The organism is Streptomyces sp. NPDC107471 (assembly GCF_055582845.1).
On record NZ_JBVJPC010000007.1, the window covers coordinates 14,666 to 30,255 of the forward strand.

Genomic DNA, 15,590 nt, shown 5'->3' on the forward strand with positions numbered 1-15,590 from the left:
GTACGACGGGCGCGCCTGACCTGGAGGCCACCGTCCCGTGGTGCTGGTGACGGTCACCCCGGTCGAGCCGGAACTGCCGACCTGTCGTCACGTCCGTCTCCCCGATCGCACTGCTCGGAACGTCTCCGCGGGGCGGGCCGTCCGCGGAGGGTCGTCGACGATGTGTCAGATCATAGGCCAGGGGTGTCCCGGCGACCGCCGCCCACCGCCGGATCGGCCCCGCGGGCGACCGGGGACGGCCTCGGCAGGTCGGCACCGCGCCAAGACGCCGTTCTTGGTCACCTCACGGCGCGACCGCGCGGCCGCCGGGACCGCAGGTCACAGGGCCCTGAGGCCGTTGATCACGTCCCGCAGGATGCTCTCGTCCGGAAGCTCGGCGGGCGGCACCGGCCGGTTCACATGGACCCACTCCGAGGCGACGAGGTCACCCACCAGGACCCGTACGACCCCGATGGGCAGGTCGAGTTCGGAGGACAGCTCGGCGACCGACTGCGGGGTCTCCCGGCACAGGTCGACGATGTCCACGTGCTCGGGGGACAGCGAGTGGTCCCCCTCGGGGTCGTCCGTGTGGGGTTCGGCCACGACGACCGCGATCAGGTCGAGACGGTGCTGACCGGCGCTCGTGGTGCGGCCACGCGTCATGGCGTACGGACGGACCACCGGTCCGGCCTCGTCGTCGAACCAGTGGCTTCTTCCCTGACCGTCTGTGCTCATGCCATCTCACTACCCGCCCTGGGGCAGATCGGTGCGTGGCGCGGCACCGAGATGCGCGCCGACCCGCTTGACCAGGAGCGTCATCTCGTACGCGACGAGACCCACGTCCGAGTCGGCGTCCGAGAGGACCGCGAGGCAGCTACCATCGCCCGCGGCCGTCACGAACAGGAAGGCGTCGTCCAGTTCCACGACCGTTTGCCGGACGCTGCCCGCCTCGAAGTGCCGGCCCACGCCCTTGGCCAGGCTGTGGAACCCGGACGCCACGGCGGCGAGGTGCTCGCTGTCCTCGCGGGTCAGGTCCTGGGACACACCGGTCGGGAGGCCGTCGCTGGAGAGCACCAGGGCCTTGCGGATGCTCGCGACCCGCTCCACCAGGTCGTCGAGGAGCCAGTTGAGCTCGCCGGACTTGTCGGTCGCCTTCGGTGCGGTCATCGACCGTCCCCCTTAGTCGTTCGTTGTGGTGCTGTGCCGCCGGACGTGTCGTCGCTTCCGGCGTTCTCCTCACGGCCGCGCTGCCAGCCCCGCTGGAGCGAGGCCATTCGGCTGCGTACCTCGTCGGCGTCCCGCTCGGCGGGCTCCGCCTGGTTCTGGGGGCGCCGCTCCGGGGCCTGCCTGAGCTGCGGGGCCAGGTTCGCCTGGCGCACACGGCGGGGCAGCGGGGCGGAGCCGGATGCGGCGTCCTGGGCTCCCCGGGCGGCACCCAGGGGCGGCCTGCCCGAGCCGGACGCTCCGGCCGTACCGCGGGCGGACTCGCTCCGGTCGTGCCGGGCGGAGTCGGCCAGGCCGTCCCGCCCGGGCGCGTCCGCGGCCGGGCCGGCGGTGCCGGGGGCAGATGGTTGGCCGGTGGTCGTGTCGTCCGTGACCGGTCCGCTCGACGCGATCTCGGCACGCCGGGTGCGCCGGGGCAGAACCGGGGCTCCGGGAGCCGGGAACGCCGACGGCGCCCGGGTCTCCGTCAACTCGTCGACGGGGTCGGCCACATCGGTGCTCCGGCGCAGGGCCGCGGCACGGCGACGGCTCGGCAGCGTCGGGGGTTCGGAGCGCGCCGGTCCCGCCGAGGGGCCGGTCTGCGACCGGGACGCGCCCGGGCCGGCCGTCGGCGTCCGGTCGGCGTCCTCGCGTCCCGTGTGCTCGTCGGTGACCGGGCGTCCGTGGGAGCTGACCAGCTTGGGGGTCCGGCGGCGGGACAGGGACACCGGAGCGCCCGGTACGTCCTCGCCGATGCCCGCCGCGTCGGTGCCGGGCGCCTCGTCGTCGACCTGGGCCAGGGAGCGGCGCGGGCGGAACAGTCCGCCGCGCTCGCTGTCCTCGGAGTCGAGTACGCCGGGGAGGTCGGTCAGGGTGTCCAGGTCGACCGGAGCCTCCAGTTCGACCGGACCGTCGAGGATCGCGGGCGTGAGCTGGGCCGGTCCCCGGGTGAGCGAGACGCGCTGGGCCTCCTCCAGCTCAGCCTCCTTCGACGGCCGGGGGCGGTCGAGGCGGAAGCCGATGCCGTTGGTGTCGGGGACGTCGTCGGTCAGCAGCGCGTCGGGGATGAACACGACCGCCGTGGTGCCGCCGTACGGCGAGGGCTGGAGCGAGACCCGGACGTTCTGCCGCTGGGCGAGCCGGCTGACCACGAACAGGCCCAGCCGGTCGGTGTCGGACAGTTCGAACTCGGGTGTCTCGGCGAGCCGCAGGTTGGCGTCCAGCAGGGCGTCGGCCGCCATGCCGAGTCCGCGGTCGTGGATCTCCAGGGTGAAGCCGTTGGCGACGCGCTCGCCCAGGACCTGCACGGCCGTGTGCGGCGGGGAGAACACCGTGGCGTTCTCCAGGAGTTCGGCCACGAGATGCGTGAGGTCGGCGACGGCGGGGCCGGTCACGGCCACCCTGGGCAGCCTGCGGACCTCGATGCGCTCGTAGTCCTCGACCTCGGCGACGGCCGCGCGGACGACGTCCATGAGCTGGACGGGTTTGCGCCACTGCCGGGAAGGGGCGGCGCCGGAGAGGATCACCAGACCCTCGGCGTGCCGGCGCATACGGGTCGTCAGGTGGTCGAGGCGGAACAGGTCGGCGAGCTCGTCGGTGTCCTCGGTGCGGCGCTCCATGGTGTCGAGCAGGGTGAGCTGCTTGTGCAGCAGGACCTGGCTGCGCCGGGCGAGGTTGACGAAGACCTCGGAGACGCCGGCCCGCAACTCGGCCTGCTTGACGGCGGCTTCGACGGCGGCGCGCTGGAGGGTGTTGAGGGCCTGGCCGACCTCGCCCATCTCGTTCTTGTCGTACTCCAGGCGCGGGACCTCGGTCTCGATGTCGACCTGTTCGCCCACCGAGAGGCGGCGCATCACGCTGGGCAGCCGTACGCCGGAGGCCTCGTGGGCCTCCAGGCGCAGTTGCCGCAGGTCGCGGATGAGGCCGCGGCCGACGCGCACGGACAGCACGAGGGAGAAGAGCAGGGCGATCAGACCGAGGACGCCGACGGCGGCCGCCTTGACGATGACGCCCATCGCGTCCGGCCGGACACGGTCCTGGAGGCGGTCGCCCGCCTGGTCGTCGAGCTCGGCCAGTTCGTCGAGGACATTGCCCGCGGCGGCGTCCCAGCTCTTGGCGCCGACGTCGCCCGTGGTGCCGGGCTCGGCGTCCACGACGGACTTCTCGGCGGAGCGCAGCGGAGCGGTGCCGGCGTTCTTCCAGAAGCGCTCGTAGCGCTCGCGCTCCGAGGCCGGCAGCACGGCCAGGCTCGTGTCGTACATCAGGTTCCGCTGGGCGATCAGGTCGGAGACGTCGCGGATCTCGTCGTGGGTGAGCTTGCCCACCACCAGCGCGGAACCGAGGAGGGCGTCCTCGCGGGAGAGCAGTTCGCGGGCACGCGTGATGTTGACCAGCGCCCGGGCCTGCTTGTCGAGTTCGACGTTGTCGATGCCGTCGAGGGTGGCGAGCAGGGCGTAGGCGGGGTCGACCAGGCGGTTGTACTGGTCGAGGGCCTGCAGCCGGGAGACGGTGCCGTCCTCGACGGTCCGGCGCAGCGAGTCGAGGCCGTCGAACGCGTCCAGGACGGCGGTGAGGCGCTCGTCGTCGTCCTGGTCCATGCCGTCGCGGACATCGGGATCGTGGGCGTTGCGGCGGAACTTGGCGATGGCCTCGTCCGAGGCGTCCCTCGTGCTGCGCAGCGCGGACAGGGCGTCCGACGCACGCGGATCCGCCAGGTAGACGAGCGTCTGGCGGCGTTCCTGCTGGAGCACGCGCACGGTGTCCTCGATGGGATAACCGAGCTTCTCCGTGACCGTCGACACCTCGAAGAGCCGGGCGACCTCGCGTCCCGTCAGCACCGTGGCGAAGCCCCACACCGCGATCAGGGACACCAGCGGCACGAGAAGCAGCGCCACGATCTTCCGGCGGATCGACTTCCCGCGAAAGCGCATGGCCTCCCCCAGCTCGACCCCCGCCGGCCGGGGGTACACATGTACGTCAACAAACGGCGCGAGCCTACTACCGACGCACACGTAACTCGAAGTTGCGTCCGGAACCAGAACGTGCGCCCCCGGATCGGGACATGGGCAGTTGTCCTGCCATTGCGGGAGATTGCCTCCTGCCACCAGGCGGGTCGTCCCGGACCGGAACGGGCCGCCCGGCGTGGGGGGTTGGCTGGATTTTTTCGTTTCTTTGCGGGCACGCGGGAATCTTGAAGGGGTCTTGTTCGTCCTTCTCTTCGGGAAATGGCGGTGGATTCGGCCACAGGAGCCGCATCTGCAACTGGGCGGCGTAAAGCAGCGCAAGCCGGGCAGCCACCTTTGAGGCCCGGTCCACGGACACCGGGACGAGGGGCTGCCGGCGGTGGGGAGTGACACGGTGATGGGCACGGCGGAACGGCAGGAGGCGCCGGGGACCGGCGTGGGGACAGCGAGTCCGGCGACGCCACGGCGCCCCGAGGCGCGAGGTCACGACGCACCGGCGCGGTCGGACATGCGGAGCGGGCGCGCCACGGCCCGCGAGGAGCCGTACCGGCCATTGTGGGTCGAGGAACCCGCGCGCAGGCGGCGGCTGCCGGATCCGGTGCGGACCTCCGCGGTGCGGGCGGTGCTCATCATCGCGGTGACCCTGCTCCAGGCGATGGTGGCCTTCCTGTGCACGATGGCCGGCTCCTGGCTGGCGTTCCCGATGGTGATCAGCAGTGTCGCCAGCACCGTCGTGGCCACCTGGGGCGCCCTGGACGTCTGGGTGACCCGCCAGGTGTGGAACCAGCGCCACGGCGTGGTGTCGACCCCGAGCAGCACGGCCCGCGCGCTGCGGCGCGAGCGCCGCAAGGCCCGGCGGCACGCCCGGGTCACGGAGCGGGCGCAGGAGCGGATACGGCGTCAGGGCGGGAGCACGGGACGGCTGTCCCACTCCTGAGCACGGCAAGCGCGCCTTCGTCATCGAGCTACGCGCTCATACTGCGGGGCCGACACCAAGTGGTGCGGCCCCGCAGTCTTTTACGGCGTGTCCTTTACGGCGTGTCCTTTACGGCGTGACAGGCGCCGTCGGACGCTTGAACATCCGGGTCGCCGTGATCTCGCTGTGCCCCACCTCGTCCGCCTGCGGCTGCTGCGGCAGACCCGGGCGGAGGTGCTCCTCCACGCTGATGTACTTCAGCCCGGCCCTGAGGTCCGCGTCGTTGCGCAGCCGGATGACCAGGGGGAACTCGGCCAGTGCCGTCGTGTCGAACAGACCCGTGGTGTACAGGAGCTGGACGCCCAGCGCGTCCGACACGGCCCGCTGGAGCTCCAGCAGGTAGGTCGCGTTGGCCCGGCCGATCGGGTTGTCCAGGAACAGCGTGCCGGCGTGCCGGTGCTTGTCCCGGCCCCGGTCGTTGGACCGCAGGGCGGCCATCGTGCAGTACAGCGCGATGGCCGCCGTGAGGAGCTGGCCGCCGGAGAACACGTCGCCCATCTGTCCGACGGGCACCCGCTCGGCGCGCAGCACGGCGTCCGGCTTGAGGATCTCCACGGCCACCCCTCGGGGCTGGAGCGCCGCCCCGACTCCCCGCAGCAGCAGGGACATTCCGTCACGCCGCAGGTCGGAGTTCTTCTTCACGGCGGCCCTGGTCGCCTCGTCGACGACCTCGCCGAGCCGCTCGGTCAGTGTCGCCTGGTCGGGTTCCTCGAAGCGGATCCGCAGGAACTCCTGCCCGGACCACTCGCCGAGCCCCTCGGGCAGCCGGGACAGCCGCTGAGCCGACCTGAGCGTGGCGAGCGCGGACTCCACGAGCCCCCGCAGCCGGTCCACGATCGAGTCCCGGTTCCGCTCCAACTGGGCCAGCTCGTCGGTCAGCACCCGCAGTCGGGGCGCGAAGGCGTCCGCCCACTTCTGCGCGTGCTCGGGCAGCGCGGACGCGGGCAGCTCACGGATCTGCTGCCGCGCCGGGGTGCGGACCTGCTCGTAGCGCGTGGAGTTGGCGTGCCGGACAAGGACGTCACTGGCCTCGCGGACGGCGGACTCGGCGGCGGAGAGGTCGGCGGCGCAGCCGCGCAGCGACCGGCGGGCCTCGGCAGCGGCCTGCCGGGCCTCCTCGGGGCTGCCCGGGTAGGCCTCCTGCTCGTCCTGCTCGTCCTCCATGGCGTGCTCGCGCAGCAGGTCGCGCAGCATCGCGGCGATCTCGTCGAAGCCGCCCGCCGCGTCCTCGGCGGCCCGGTGGGAGTCGAGCAGCTCCGCGTGCGCCTCCCTGGCCTGCGCCAACGCCTCGGTGCGGGAGACGAGTTCGGCGGTGGCCGTGCGCAGCAGCGCCTGCGCGTGCTCGGCGTCGCGCGGCTCCAGTTCCGGTGCCAGCTCGGTGTGCGCCTCGCCGTCCTCGGGGGCGTGCCGCTCGGCCTCGCCGCGCAACCGTCCGAGCTGCTCGCTCGCGGTCGACATACGGGTCTCCAGGAGCTGCACCAGCTCCTCCGCGCGGGCGGCGGCGGCCTGCCGGGAGGGCCCGTCGGACCCGCCGGGCGACTGGAGCAACTGCTCCGCGCGCGTGCGGACCTTGTTGCTCAGCCGGTCCAGTTCGGCGAGGGCCGCGCTCTCGTCGCTCTCCGCCCGCGCCTGCTCGGCGCGCAGGTCGGCGCCGACGCCGACCTTCTCGTAGAGCTGGGAGGCGGCCCGGTAGGCCTCGCGGAGGGCGGGCAGGGACGCCTTGGAGGAGTCCGGGTCGCTGTCCGGTACGTCGTCCGGGGCGCCGGCGATCTCGGCGCGTTCGGCGCGCAGCGCCCGCGCGGTGCGGCGGGCGTCGTCGGCGGCCCGCTGGGCCCCGCGCCGGTCCTCGTCGGCGGCGCGGGCGCGATCCAGACAGGTCTGGGCGCGGGCTTCCGACTCGGTGGCCTCGTCGGCCAGTTCGCGCAGTTTGGCCTGCCAGCCGGACCGCTCGCGCAGCCGGTAGGCCAGTCCGGCGAGGGCGTCGGCGGCGCGCCGGGCCTTCTGCGCGGCCTCCTGTCGCTCGTCGCGTGTCTGCGCGGCCTCGGCGGCGGCTTCGTCGGCCTCGGCCCGGACCGTGCGCGCCTCGGCCAGCTCGGCCTCCGCCTCCTCGGCGAACGCGCGGGTGTCCCGGGCGGCCTGCGCCAGCTCGACGAGCCGGCCGGCCGGGCAGCCGGTGCGCCAGGAGGCGAGTCGGGCGGCCAGTTCACGGTCCTTGCCGAGGCGGGCCGCGAGCGACCGGATCTCCTCGTCCCGCTCGCCGGCCCGCGCGCGCAGCGCCTGGCGCTCCTCGTCGGCGGCGTGTTCGTCGTGCATGGCCGGGTTCGGCGGCACGAGGAAGACGTCGGCGCTCTGGGAGTCGGTGGCCGGGGTCGGCGCCAGCAGGGCGGCGGCCGTGCCGACGGCCACGGCGGAGCGCGGCAGCAGGGCCGCGTCGTTCAGCGCCTCGCGGGCCCGGGCGTGGGTGTCGGGGTCGGTGATGATGACGCCGTCGACCAGTTCGGGCCGGGCGGCCAGCACGCGCGCGTGGTCCGCGGGGTCGACGGCCTGGGCGAGGTAGCGCCAGCCGGGCAGGGCGGGGATGCCGTTCTCGCCGAGGAACTCGACCGTGGCCAGCACGTCGGGGCCCGGCGGCAGGAGCCCGCCGTCGCCGAGCGCGCCGAGGATGCGGGAGTCGTCGGCGGCGGCCGTGCGCAGTTCGAAGAGCTGGCGTTCGGCCGAGGAGACGGAGTCGTCGAGCAGCTCACGCAGTTCGTCGGCGAACCGGTCGAGGTCCTCGGGGGTGAGTCCGACGTCGGTGACGAAACCCGTGGAGCCGGAGTGCGCGTCGGCAGCCTCGTGCCCCGTCCGCGCGCTGTCGTGCCCCTTCCGCGCACCCTCGAGCCCTGCCGCGCCACGCCCTCCCGCACTCTCGTGCCCAGACGCGCCACCCCTTCCCGCACCCTCGGCCCCCGCGCGCTGCCCCGGCACTCCCCCGGAGCCGCCGGTCAGGCCCAGCAGCTCCGCCAGCCGCTCCTCTCCCGCCAGCCCCTCGGCCAGACGCCGCTCGGCCTCGTAGGACCGTGCGGCCGCCGCGGCCGCGTCCTCCGCGCGGGCGGCCGTGAGTTCCGCGCGGGACTCGGCGGCGGCCGCCTCGCGCGCGTGCTCGGCGGCACGGTTCGAGGCCTCGCGGGCGGTGTCCCAGGCGGCGACCGCCGTCTTCTCGGCATCGCTCGCGGCGAGGGCCGCACGGGCGGGGTCGGCGTCGGGGGCGCTGTCGTCGAGCCAGCCCGCGCGCACGGCCTCGGCGGTCTCCTGCTCGACCTCGCTCAGCCGCTGCCGCAGATGCCCGATCTCGCTGCGGGCGCGCTGCGCCTCGGTGGCGGCGGAGGTGGAGTCCCGGTAGGCGGACTCGCCGACTTCCTGGAGGGCGGCGGACCGCTCCTCCTCCTCGTTGGCGAGGCTCTCGGCGCTCTCGGCGGCCGCGTGCAGGGCCCGTACGAGGTCGACGGCGGCCTTGGCGCGGGCGGCGAGGGCGGGGGCCGCGTCCCGTTCGGCCTCCTGGATGGCGGCGGCCACGCGCGCGACCCGGTCGGCGGCGGCACGGTGGCGCAGGACGGCCTCGGCGGCCTGCCAGGCGGAGTGCAGTGTGCGCGCCTCGGCGAGCTCGCGCTTCTGGGCCGCGGCCGACTTCTCGGCGGCGGCGAGCGCCAGGGAGGCGTGCCGGTAGGCGAGTTCGGCGGCGATGAGCGCACTGCGCTCGCGGCCGGACTCGGAGTGGGTGACGGCGTACGCGGCCGCGGTGACCCGCTGGGCGAGGTCCGCCGCCCGCACCCGCTCCTGGACGCCCCGCGCGGACAGCCGGCGGGCCAGCGTCCGGGTACGGCGTTCGGCGGCCGTGTGGACGTCACGCGCGCGTGAGCGTGTCTCGGCGGCCTCGACGATCCGGCCCAGCAGGTCCACGGACCCCGCGGTGAAGTCCCGTTCGGCGATGAGCTCTGCGCGTCGTCCCAGCTTGTTGCCGAACCCGCTGACCAGGTCGGCGAGTCCGTCGGTGTCGCGTGTGTCGGTGACCGCGCGCAGCAGCAGGTCGGTGAAGTCGGAGTCCTTCTTCACCGCGAACAGCCCGGCGGCCTCGCCCTCGTCGGCGTTCATCTCGCGCTGGTAGCGGAAGAGTTCGGGGTCGAGGCCGAGGTCGCCGAGGTGCTCGATCCAGCGGTCGTGGATCTCCTCCCAGTGCACCTCCAGGTGCGGATACGCCTTGCCCGCCTCGGTGAGCGCGTCCCGGAAGCCCTTCATGGTGCGGCGGCGGCCCTGGGCGGCCGACTGCCCCTCGACGGGCGGCCGGACGGCGGTGGACTCGGCGACGGGCAGGTTGTCGAGGCTGAGGCCCGGTCCGGGCCGGAAGGAGTACCAGGCCTCGGCGAACTTCCGCGGGTCGTTGGAGACCTGGCGCCCGCGCCACTCGCTGACCTTGCCGACGACGACGCACTCGCCGGTCAGGGTGTGCTGCCACTCCAGGGCCACGTGCCCGCAGTCGTCCGCCAGCAGGAACTTGCGCAGCACACCGGAGCTGGCACCGCCGAGGGTGTTCCGGTGGCCTGGCAGCATCACCGAGAAGATCAGCTTGAGCAGGACGGACTTGCCGCCGCCGTTCTCCAGGAAGAGCACTCCGGCGGGCGCGGGCCGGCGCGGCGGGCCGACGGGCTCCTCCTCGAAGAACTCCGCCTGGGTGGGCGCGGGGTCGGGCACCTCCGCGCCGACGCCGCGCAGGTCAAGCACGGTGTCGGCGTAGCGCGCACCGGCGGGGCCGATGGAGTAGAGGCGGACCCGGGACAGCTCGTACATGGCGGACTCTCGTAAGTCTTCAGCAGATCAGGGCAGTTCAGGAGTGGAACGGCAGTCCGGCATCGGCCGCCAGCTCCAGGTCGTCGCCGTCCTCGGGGGGCAGCAGCGTGGGTGTGCCGTCGGTGACCGGGACGACCCCCAGCTCCAGCAGCTCGGCCATGGCGGCGCTTCCGGCCATGTCCCGCACCTGGAGCTGGTAACGAGCCGTGGTCCGGTAGGTACCGCCGTTGTCGTCGCCGGTGCGCTGGAGGAAGCCGGAGTCGGTGAGGAAGGCGGCGGCCTTGCCGACGATGCCGGTCGTGGACCCGGCGAGCCGGCGCGCGTCCTTGGTCGCGCCGGCCGCGCTGCGTCTGGCCCAGATCCGCCAGGCCGCCTCCAGCCCCGGTGCGTCGGTGGCCGGGTCGGTGTTCTCCCCGACCTCCTCGGCCCGCTCCTCCAGACGCCGGCAGGCCTGCCGTACGAAGGCGTCGACGCCGTTGACCGAGACGCGCCCGATGTATCCGTCGTCGGCGAGGTCCTCGGGGCGCGGGAACGCCATGGCGGCCACGGCGAGATGGGCGAGGCCGTGCAGGAACCGGTCGCCGCCGTCGGCGGACGTACGACGCGCGTAGTCCCCCATGCGGACGGCGAACACGGAGTCCTCGGCGGCGGTCACGGCCATCCCCGCACGGGGGGACACCTCGAGGACGACGAGTCCCAGTCCGGCGGCCACGGCGTCGGCGAGCCGCGCGAACGGCGGGTCCTCCCGGTAGCGCCGCAGCAGCTCGGCGTACTCCTGGTCCCGCGCGGGCTGCAGTTTGGGCTGCAGACCGAAGGCGACGAGCCGAGCGGCGTCGGCGGCGTCGGCGGGGGTGACGGCGGCGGGCGCCGACGGGGTCGGGACCTCCGGGTCGCTCCACTCGACATGCTCACTCACGGCTGGGGCTCCTTGTCACGCTGTCGCTCACTCATGCTGCTTCCGGACGGTCCGGCCTTTCTCATGCCGCCTCCGTCCGGTCCGCCGCCATCCCCACGGCGTCCAGCAGGGCGGTGCCGACGATGAGGTCGGCGCCACCGAAGTCCGGATCGTCCAGTTCCGTACCGTCGTCCACCGCGAAGAGGAGCTTCTCCTCGCCCTGGCGGTAGGCGGTGCCGACGGCGGGGCTGGCCGCGTGGATCGCCAACAGGGCGACCAGGTAGGCGAGATCGAAGCCGCCGGTGCTGCGGGCCTCCGCGAGCAGTCCCGAGAGCCGTCGCGGGGCGTCGGCCGGCAAGTCAAGCAGCTCCCTGGCGGAGGCGAGCTGCTCCTCGCTGAACCGGCTGTCGTCCGGGGTGGCGATGAGGTCGGGCTCCGGCATCTCCGCGCCCAGGTGCTCCCGCTCCACGGGCGGGGTCAGCAGTATGTCGACGAGGTCGCCCACCCGGACCGCCACCGGTGTGCGCAGACCGGTGCCGCGCGCGAAGAACGCGTCGGTGACCCGGGCGGCCTGCTCCAGCGGCAGGGGCAGCACCGGCGCGACGAGGTGGCCGTACAGGTCTATCCCGGACGTCGTCATGGGGGTGGCGAAGGCCTGGCGGTCCTGTTCGGCGCGGAACAGCGGGCCCGCCTCCAAAAGCCGGGACTGGAGCTGGGTGTGGCGCCGGATGCAGTCCTTGACGATGTCCACGAGCTCGGCGGCGCGCCGCTTCTGCTCGGCGTCCTCGGACTCGTCCCGCGCCTTGCGGATGTTGGTCAGGATCGCGTTCTCGTGGCGGTACCGGTCGGCGACGTGGTCGAGGGCCTCGGCGATCATGTCGGGCACGGAGTTGAGCCAGTCGACGGCCCGGACGTTGCGGCGGGTGGCGTCCAAAGCCCTGCGCAGGGTCTCGGAGTACTGCACGGTGCGGTACCGGGCCTGCTCGGCGGCGAGTTGGGCGTCGGCGAGGCGGCCCCGGCTGATCAGCACCTCCAGCTTGACCTCGGCGGCGATCTGGGCGCTGGTCACATCGGTGTCGAGGGCGCCGACGAGGACGTTGACCGCTTCGTCCGTGGTGCGGAGGTACACCGAGCCGCCGGGGCCCGGCACCTCCTCGATCAGCTTGAAGTCGTAGTCGCGCCGGACATAGGTGCCGTCCGGCGCGAAAGTGCCGTAGACCGCACGGAATCCCCGGTCGACGCTGCCGACGTTGATCAGGTTCTCCAGGACCCAGCGGGCCACGCGCTCGTGCTCGGCGACGGGCCGCTGCGGGGCCTGGGCGGCGATGCGCGGGATGAGGCGGGCGACGATCTGGTCGTGGTCGGCGCCGGTGTCGAAGTCCATGTTCAGGGTGACCAGGTCGATGGCGGCGAGGGCCACCTCCGCCATGCCGTACACCGAGTACTCGCCCGCGAGGTTGGCCTTGCGCGCGTCCAGGTCGTGCAGCGGCGCGGTGCAGGCGAGCGCGCGCAGCCGACGCGCCAGTCCCTCGTCGGCGGCCGGGCCCGGTGCGGGGCGCGGCCCCGCGCTGAACTGGGGCGGAACGCTGTCCGTCGTCGCAGGCGAAGTCACGGTGCACAGACTAGGTCCTCGGTCTGACAACTCCCCAAACGGCGCGGATCGCCTCCGGCGGCTGGACGGGGACCACTGTCGAGATTCGTCTGCCGGCCGGTGGGGGCTTGTCGCGCAGTTCCCCGCGCCCCTGGCTAGGTGTCCTCGCCCACCCTTCGCCTGTACACCTCGACCACTCGCTCCAAGGAGTCCGAGAGGTACACGGCGAGCAGTCGCTCCGCCTCTTCACGATCCCCCGCCTGCAGCGCGCCGAGAATCTGCTGATTTCGCGCCAGATACGGCTCGTGCAGTCGACGAGGGTCGTCCACGACGTGGAAGGCGAGCCGGAGTTCGGCGAAGACGCTGCGCATCAGTTCGTCGGTGCGTTCGCTGCCCGCGAGGGCGACGAGCTCGCGGTGGAAGTGGATGTTGGCCGTGCCCAGCGTTTTCCAGTCACCTTCGCGCACCGCCCGCTGCCCCTCCCCGACCGCCTCGGCGAGCGCGTCCAGGGCGTACGGCGGTTCGCCCAGCCCGCGGACCACGGCGCACTCCACGAGCGCGCGGGTGCGGTAGATGTCCTCCACGTCCTCGACCGCCAGGACCCGCACGAACACGCCGCGGTTGAGCTCGTGGACGAGCAGTCGTTCATGGGTGAGCAGCCGGAACGCCTCGCGCAGGGTGTTGCGGGAGACCCCGAGCGCCCCTCCGATGCTGTCCTCCGACAGCCGGGTCCCCGGCGGGAAGTACCCCTCGGCGATACGGCTCCTGAGGATGTCCGAGACCCGCTCGGCCGTGCTGGTACGGCCCAGGAGGGCGCGGTCGTCGGCCAGTCCGCTCAGTTGCTCTGCCATGCCCGGAATTCAACCGCAGCCAAGAGAACGAAACAACAGGGGTATTGAAGGATCGTTGAACGATCCTCTACGTTGCTGGAACACCGCATGGCTCAGCTCCGCACCCTCCGTCCTCCCCCTGCGAGGTGCCCATGAGCACGACCCGTCCCCCTCAGTCCCTGAATCCGAGCCCCACGACGACCGAAGACGGGGCGCTGGGCTGGTTCCGCGCCCTAGGTCCGCGCGGCCGCCGCGCCTTCGCCGGTGCCTTCGGCGGCTACGCCCTCGACTCCTACGACTACTTCACGCTCCCGCTGAGCATGGTCGCCCTGGCCGCCTACTTCGGCCTGGACAGCGGCCAGACCGGGCTGTTCACCACCGTCACCCTGCTCGCCTCCGGGGTCGGCGGCGCCCTGGCCGGGGTGCTGGCCGACCGGGTCGGCCGGGTCAGGGCGCTGATGATCACGGTGGTCACCTACGCGGTCTTCACCGTGGCCTGCGGCTTCGCCCCCAGCTTCGAGTCGCTGCTGGTCTTCCGGGCCCTCCAGGGCCTCGGTTTCGGCGGCGAGTGGGCGGTCGGCGCGATCCTGGTCGCCGAGTACGCGAGCGCCAGGCACCGCGGCCGCACCCTCGGCGCTATCCAGAGTTCCTGGGCCGTGGGGTGGGCCCTGGCGGCGGTCGTGTACACGCTCGTCTTCTCGGTCTTCGACGACGGCACGGCCTGGCGCGTGATGTTCTGGACCGGCGCGCTGCCCGCGCTGCTCGTCGTGTGGATGCGGCGCCGGGTCCAGGACGCCCCGAAGGCGATCGAGGTGCGCGAGAAGAGCGCCGGCAAGGGCTCGTTCACGGCGATCTTCAAACCGGACCTGCTGCGTACGACGATCTTCGCGGGGCTGCTGTCCACCGGCGTCCAGGGCGGCTACTACACGCTCGCCACCTGGGTGCCGACGTACCTCAAGAGCGACCGCGGACTGTCGGTCGTCGGCACCGGCGGCTACCTGACGTTCCTGATCTCGGGGGCCTTCCTCGGCTACCTGACCGGCGGCTACCTCACCGACCGGCTGGGGCGGCGGCGCAACATCTGGCTCTTCGCCCTGCTGTCGGCCGTGTGCATCGTGGCTTACGGCAACATCCCGAGCGGGGCCGACACCTGGCTCCTGGTCCTCGGCTTCCCCCTCGGGTTCTGCATGTCGGCCATCTTCAGCGGCTTCGGGTCCTACCTGAGCGAGCTGTACCCGACGGCGGTGCGCGGCTCGGGGCAGGGCTTCACGTACAACGCGGGCCGCGCGGTCGGCGCGGTCTTCCCGACCACCGTCGGCTTCCTGGCCGACAGTTGGGGCGTGGGCGGGGCGCTGGTCTTCGGCGCCATCGGCTACGGCATCGCCGCCCTGGCCCTGCTCGGACTGCCGGAGACCCGTGGGAAGGAACTCGCGTGAACCGTACGGAGGACCGCCCCCTGACCCTTGTCGACGAGCACGCGCACGCGTGGAGCCCGGCACAGGCACGCGCCCGCTTCCGCGCGGGCCTGACCGGCCCCACCGCCGGGGTCGCGGCCGGCCACACCCAGGTCAACCTGATCTCGGTGCCCGCCGACTGGGCGTACGACATGCTGCTGTTCTGCCAGCGCAACCCCAAGCCCTGCCCCGTCCTCGACGTCACGGACGCCGGCGACCCGACCACCGTCCTCGCGGAGGGCGCCGATCTGCGCACCGATCTCCCGCGCTACCGGGTGTGGGAGGACGGCCGGCTGGTGGACGAGCCGACGGACGTGCGCGCACACTGGCGTGAGGACCTCGTTTCGTTCCTGATCGGGTGCAGTTTCACCTTCGAGTGGGCACTTTCGGAGGCGGGCGTCCCGATCCGGCACATCGAGCAGGGCCGGAACGTTCCGATGTACGTGACCAGTCGACAGTGCCGTCCCGCGGGGCGGCTGCACGGACCCATGGTGGTGTCCATGCGCCCGGTGCCGCCGCAGCACCTGGCGGCCGCCCTGAGGGAGAGCAGTCTGCTCCCGGCCGTGCACGGCAGCCCCGTGCACTGCGGCGATCCCTCGGGGCTCGGCATCGACGACCTGGGCCGCCCCGACTTCGGTGACCCGGTGGTCGCCGAGCCGGACGACATCCCGGTCTTCTGGGCCTGCGGAGTGACCCCGCAGGCCGCGGTGACGGCCTCGCGCCCGCCGTTCGCCATCACCCACGCACCCGGGCAGATGTTCCTGACGGACGCCAGGGACGAGCAGTACCGGGTGGCCTGAGCACCACCGGCCCGGACGGGAACCCGCTGAACCCCGCGGAACCGCGGAAAGCCTCGGAAGGAGACACGAGACCTC

Annotated in this window: 10 protein-coding genes; 3 read left to right on the forward strand and 7 right to left on the reverse strand. The window is 73.1% G+C overall.

The genetic code is table 11. The features are described from left to right. Positions 1-318 precede the first annotated feature (318 nt). From ACZ66S_RS23560 to ACZ66S_RS23570, 3 genes are read right to left on the reverse strand one after another with little or no spacing between them, the layout of a single operon-like run. Positions 319-714, reverse strand: coding sequence for a DUF742 domain-containing protein (locus ACZ66S_RS23560; protein WP_125191037.1), 396 nt, complete (start codon positions 712-714; stop codon positions 319-321). A gap of 9 nt (positions 715-723) precedes the next feature. After that, positions 724-1,146, reverse strand: a complete 423-nt coding sequence (locus tag ACZ66S_RS23565) for a roadblock/LC7 domain-containing protein (RefSeq protein WP_053850301.1) — start codon at positions 1,144-1,146, stop codon at positions 724-726. Continuing rightward, on the reverse strand, positions 1,143-4,112 hold the full coding sequence (locus ACZ66S_RS23570; RefSeq protein ID WP_469903505.1) for a sensor histidine kinase: 2,970 nt from the start codon (positions 4,110-4,112) through the stop codon (positions 1,143-1,145). The genes ACZ66S_RS23565 and ACZ66S_RS23570 overlap by 4 nt, the downstream gene beginning before the upstream one ends. A gap of 430 nt (positions 4,113-4,542) precedes the next feature. On the opposite strand from ACZ66S_RS23570, the gene ACZ66S_RS23575 reads away from it, so the two are divergent. Continuing rightward, positions 4,543-5,082 (forward strand): hypothetical protein, encoded by a 540-nt coding sequence (locus ACZ66S_RS23575; RefSeq protein ID WP_469903889.1) that lies wholly within the window; start codon positions 4,543-4,545, stop codon positions 5,080-5,082. A gap of 108 nt (positions 5,083-5,190) precedes the next feature. Here the strand turns inward: ACZ66S_RS23575 and ACZ66S_RS23580 are convergent, their stop codons facing one another. The 4 genes from ACZ66S_RS23580 to ACZ66S_RS23595 form a co-directional block, all read right to left on the reverse strand. After that, positions 5,191-9,945: a hypothetical protein gene (locus ACZ66S_RS23580; RefSeq protein WP_469903506.1), complete on the reverse strand. Its 4,755-nt coding sequence runs from the start codon at positions 9,943-9,945 to the stop codon at positions 5,191-5,193. Positions 9,946-9,982: 37 nt separating this feature from the next. Then, positions 9,983-10,861, reverse strand: coding sequence for a hypothetical protein (locus tag ACZ66S_RS23585; RefSeq protein WP_123987848.1), 879 nt, complete (start codon positions 10,859-10,861; stop codon positions 9,983-9,985). A 61-nt stretch (positions 10,862-10,922) separates the two neighbouring features. Then, positions 10,923-12,452, reverse strand: coding sequence for a hypothetical protein (locus ACZ66S_RS23590; RefSeq protein ID WP_469903507.1), 1,530 nt, complete (start codon positions 12,450-12,452; stop codon positions 10,923-10,925). Positions 12,453-12,586: 134 nt separating this feature from the next. After that, complete coding sequence (locus ACZ66S_RS23595) at positions 12,587-13,282, reverse strand: GntR family transcriptional regulator (protein ID WP_469903508.1); 696 nt, start codon at positions 13,280-13,282, stop codon at positions 12,587-12,589. A gap of 131 nt (positions 13,283-13,413) precedes the next feature. On the opposite strand from ACZ66S_RS23595, the gene ACZ66S_RS23600 reads away from it, so the two are divergent. Both ACZ66S_RS23600 and ACZ66S_RS23605 read left to right on the forward strand, forming a co-directional pair. Beyond that, positions 13,414-14,697, forward strand: a complete 1,284-nt coding sequence (locus tag ACZ66S_RS23600) for an MFS transporter (protein ID WP_469903509.1) — start codon at positions 13,414-13,416, stop codon at positions 14,695-14,697. Next, positions 14,694-15,515 carry a putative hydro-lyase gene (locus ACZ66S_RS23605; protein WP_469903510.1) on the forward strand — a complete coding sequence of 274 codons (822 nt, stop codon included), beginning with the start codon at positions 14,694-14,696 and terminating at the stop codon, positions 15,513-15,515. Before ACZ66S_RS23600 ends, ACZ66S_RS23605 begins: the two co-directional genes overlap by 4 nt. Positions 15,516-15,590: the final 75 nt, after the last annotated feature.